Source organism: Rodentibacter rarus (assembly GCF_001998965.1).
Classification (GTDB): domain Bacteria; phylum Pseudomonadota; class Gammaproteobacteria; order Enterobacterales; family Pasteurellaceae; genus Rodentibacter; species Rodentibacter rarus.
Map to the genome: position 1 here is coordinate 1 of NZ_MLHJ01000130.1, position 4,254 is coordinate 4,254.

The 4,254-nt window shown below is 37.4% G+C and carries 5 protein-coding genes and 1 pseudogene; all 6 read right to left on the minus strand.

The window, feature by feature from the left end; translation table 11 throughout:
* Positions 1-11: 11 nt before the first annotated feature.
* The gene (locus BKK50_RS12965; RefSeq protein ID WP_244149457.1) at positions 12-179 is read right to left on the minus strand and encodes an AHH domain-containing protein; all 168 of its coding nucleotides are present in this window, start codon (positions 177-179) and stop codon (positions 12-14) included.
* 51 nt (positions 180-230) lie between these two features.
* Positions 231-359: pseudogene (locus BKK50_RS13095) on the minus strand (RHS repeat-associated core domain-containing protein); the annotation flags it as partial.
* A 24-nt stretch (positions 360-383) separates the two neighbouring features.
* On the minus strand, positions 384-779 hold the full coding sequence (locus BKK50_RS11235; protein ID WP_077418127.1) for an NTF2 fold immunity protein: 396 nt from the start codon (positions 777-779) through the stop codon (positions 384-386).
* A 9-nt stretch (positions 780-788) separates the two neighbouring features.
* Positions 789-2,417: an RHS repeat domain-containing protein gene (locus BKK50_RS13100; RefSeq protein WP_077418130.1), complete on the minus strand. Its 1,629-nt coding sequence runs from the start codon at positions 2,415-2,417 to the stop codon at positions 789-791.
* A 646-nt stretch (positions 2,418-3,063) separates the two neighbouring features.
* Positions 3,064-3,681 (minus strand): hypothetical protein, encoded by a 618-nt coding sequence (locus BKK50_RS11245; RefSeq protein ID WP_077418133.1) that lies wholly within the window; start codon positions 3,679-3,681, stop codon positions 3,064-3,066.
* A 4-nt stretch (positions 3,682-3,685) separates the two neighbouring features.
* Positions 3,686-4,254: RHS repeat-associated core domain-containing protein (locus tag BKK50_RS11250; RefSeq protein ID WP_143529820.1), on the minus strand; the 569-nt coding region annotated here is incomplete at its 5' end.

The following is a 4,254-nucleotide window of genomic DNA, read 5'->3' on the forward strand; positions in this document are numbered from 1 at the left end:
TTGCATGATCATTAACACCCTAGAGGGATTCCATTTGCTGCATCATTAATATTTACTCTATATTTCGCTAGAAGTTCTCTAGAGCGAGAGGCAGCCTCCCAGTGTCCTTTACTACCAGTTGAAGCTACAATATGAGCTGCTGCATCACCTTTTTGGAAAGTTTTTCCTTCTTTTAACATATTTTGTCTTAATATGTCGGCATTTTTCTTACAGGAACTCAACCCAAACGGATCAAGAAAATCTAAAGGATTTTGGACATAAAAATACGGCGTGCTACCTCCCTCCAATCCAATTGGATCAGAGTTTAGATAGCACGCCGTATTAGGGTCATAATATCGAAAACGGTTATACGCCAACCCACTTTCTTCATCTCCACCTAACTATTAAAATGCGTAGTTCTCCCATTTGGCTTGAGTAAACCATTCTTTCTTATCTATCCACCATTTTTCATTCTTATATACCAACCGATATCTATATTGTGTTTTTAGTCCTGATCTATTTTCTTCAATATAAAAAAATAAATATTTATTTTCTTCCTTTACATCAATGATAGGATGCGTTTCTGGTTTATATTCAAATGGAAAACGTGCTGAAAGTGATATTTCTCGTGTTCTCTTGCTTTTTTTAGGAGTGCAATACTTACTAAATATCATAGATAACTCTAATCTTAACGTATTTTCATAATCAAGACTTCTTAAACTTTTAGTTGCCTTTTTTTCCCACTCATACATTTCTTGCATAAATCCCAGTAATATTTCTTTAGCATTTTCAATATTCATAATTATCCCTTAAAAGTTGTTAAACCATTGTCTATCTACAAGCTTACCATCTTGGAATACCTTGAATAATATTCTGTCTGGTCGTTTTCCCGAACCTGAGAATGTTTGAAATCCCCATTCTAAGTTAACTGATTTTCCAGTGGTTTCTATACGCTCTCTAATTGCTTTTTCAAATTGTCGATAATCACCTCTATTAACTTTTCTTAATTGTCCAAAAAGATTATCTAAATCTTTACCTGAACCTCCTAAGACTTTTGCTAATAAATGTCCGGTATCATCTCCTTTAAGCCGATCCGTTCCTTTTCTAGCTGCATTACTAACTGGTGTTCCAGTTCTTATATCTGATGGCTTAACTGCTACTTTGGCAGAAATAATTTCTCCATTCTTACGTCTCATAACAGAAGGACATTTTGCCAATCCAAACGGATCCACCCATCCTATCGGATTGTCGACATAGCTGTAAGGTGTTTCCCCACCCTGCAATCCAATCGGATCGCTCGAAATATAACCCCCACTTTCAGGATCGTAGTAACGGAAACGATTATAAGCTAACCCACTTTCTTCATCAAAATACTGCCCTGCAAACAACATTTGTGGGTCAAGTGGGGTTGTTTTACGGTAATCATTTGGGAAAAATAATCCCCATAAACTATGCTTTTCTTTACGCCATAGGGTTTTACCTTGCGGATTAAGAAGAGCAAGCACTTGTCCATTCGGTTGGCAGATGGCGTAGCCGGTTTCCTGCTTCCATTCGATGAAGTTACCATCAATCGTTTGTTTAAGCTGTTGATAGTGGTCTTGTTGAGCAATGAGCTCAAAGCCGTTAAAAATACTGTGCCGTTCGCTAACAAGTTCATCATTTTTGAAGGTTCGAGTGAAAGCAAGCTGGTCGCCGTCCCACAGGTATTCAATGCGTAGATGCTGTTGCGGACATTCTTTTAAAACTCTGCGTCCAAGAGCGTCATATTTATAATGCCACACCTCACCTTTTGGCGTGGTGATGCCAATCAGTTCGTTTTTGCCGTTCCAGCGGTAATCGGTTTCTTGTTTTCTAAAGCCGTCTCGTTTTTCAACCTTGGTGACCAACCGCCCCGCTTTGTCGTATTCGTAGTAGTTTTCGTTTAAGCGGTGGAGTTTATGCCCTTTTTGGTAAATATCCTGATGTGGGATAATTTGCCGTTGTGCATGATATTCGGGGTGGTGTGGTTTTTGAATTAAGCCATAATTTTCATGTCCTACGTGGCGTTGGGTGAGGTAGCCACATTCATCATAGGCATAGCGTTCTTGTTCACGGTTTTGGTTGTGAACTTGGGTAATTTGGTTATTTCGGTTTAGGGTGAAAAAGTGCTGTTCGCCTTTATCCTTGGTTTCAAGGGTATTCAACGCTTTGTCATAGCGGTAATGTTGATTGACCTCAGCAAAACTTGGAGCGTCAATGCCCGTGGCACGCAGTTCGTCTTTGTCAAAAAACTGTGTCGGCTCCCAACCTGCCCGTTGTTGGGTAAGACAATCCATCGCATCATAGCGTTGTTTGAGGATAAACCCTTGTGGGGAAGAGCGGTCGATTTCATTGCCGTTTTGGTCGTATTGGAAAAACAGTTGGTTTTTCTGACCGCTTGTATCCGTTGTGTCCGGCAAGTTCAGTTCAATTAACTCACCGAGACTATTGTACTTAAATTGCGTGATGATAGACTCATCTTTTCCCTCAATATACAGCGTTCTTGTGAGAGTTTGGGCTTCATCATCATAAGCGCGCTCAATTCGGTGGCCGTTTTGGGTTTCGTTGATAATACGGTCGTTAAGGTCATACTCAAAGGTTTGTCTGCTATACAGGCTTTGAATAGCGGTTACTCTGCTGAGTTTATCGTATTCGTAAAAATAGCTGTCGTCAGTCGTGATAAGGCGAATTAAGCGATAACCTGGGTCGTAGTCGTAGTGGGTAACGTTCCCCTCACCATCGGTCAGGCTTTTCAGTGTGCCGTTTTCGTTGTAGGTATAAACCCAACGGTTATCGGGAAAGGGGAGAGCAAGCGGTCAGATTTATTTAATTTTTGCAAATTTTTAGGAAAATTCGACCGCTTGAACGACATGTTATCAAGTTGATTTTTAAAGAACAAAAAACAAGCATTTTGAAAATAAAATTCCATTCTAAAACAGTAGTGGTAGGTTAGGATGAGACCGTAGCATTTTTAAAATATTTAGAAAACTATTATTTTTTATTAAGCCTACTTTACTAAAGTTTTAAAACCTGCAAACATCATAGCTGTTTTTTTGTGAACATGTATTAGTTTTGCCAAAATCCCGCAATAATTTCCTTCTTAGGATTCATATACAAATACAATGCACCATACCCAAAAATATAATTTTTCCTAAACAAATCACTAGGCATTCCTGATTCATCAATTTGCATAAAAAATTCATAATCATCTTTATTGAGGGCATCCGTATATATATCATCTTCTTGAATCAGTATCGGTTTTCTTCCGATAACAATAGAATGATATGGTTCATCTAACTCTTCAAAGTCATCGCCAAAATCAAAATTTTTTTGGTTCTCTTCTCGTACAGAATAATAGTTACTTTCTAATGTACTATAATTGGTGATAGACATTCGAGTTAGGTCTGGATTGTTAAATAATGGTTCTAGACTTTCTGGGCTGAATACATGTGTTATGACTTTAATCGAACAGTTAGGGTAGATATTTTTATCATTCATTACTTCAAAATTTTTAGGTGTAAAAATAGAAAACATTATTCTTTCTTTGTTTGGATATGGTAGGGTTGCATAAAAATAATACTCGGTACTTACCATTGAAATTAGTGACTCTGGAATATTTCCGCCTATACGCCCTAAATAGTTTGGATCATATTCAACAACATCGCTGTAATATTCGTTATTCATAATTTTACCCTCTACAAGAAATAATATTATTAGCTTTTACGAAATCTATGGTTTGAGATCTTAGATCATTTACATATTTAGTTGCTAAAGATTTAGCTGCTCGTTTATCAATTCCTCTTCCTACTAAATCTTCAGCTATTGCTCGTCTAGTAAGAGCAGCATTTTTATTAATATTTGACAATGCAGATTGCTTTCTAAGTGTAGCAGAATCATGTAGTCCATATTTTCGTTGCAAATGATTGATGGATTTATGTAATGGATCATTGTTAATAGCAATAGCAGGATTTTTTCTAGATAAGCCACTTCCACGTTTAGCTAATCCATTTTGTTCCAGCCAAGCATTTTGTAATAATTCATGGGCATCTAATCCATCATTTCTATGCAAAATGCTTGAATATGGTGCAATTCCAAATTCTTTTAGTAACCCAAACAAATCCACCCAATCCATCGGGTTATGAACATATCCATAAGGTATTTCTCCACCTTGTAATCCAATCGGGTCGCTTGAGATATAATTTCCCGTCTCAGGGTCATAATACCTAAACCGATTATATGCTAACCCACTTTCTTCAT

Excerpts from the sequence above, each read along its gene's own strand:
- BKK50_RS12965 (WP_244149457.1), bottom strand. The coding sequence starts at position 179 with ATGTTAAAAGAAGGAAAAACTTTCCAAAAAGGTGATGCAGCAGCTCAT.
- BKK50_RS11235 (WP_077418127.1), bottom strand. The coding sequence starts at position 779 with ATGAATATTGAAAATGCTAAAGAAATATTACTGGGATTTATGCAAGAA.
- BKK50_RS11245 (WP_077418133.1), bottom strand. The coding sequence starts at position 3,681 with ATGAATAACGAATATTACAGCGATGTTGTTGAATATGATCCAAACTAT.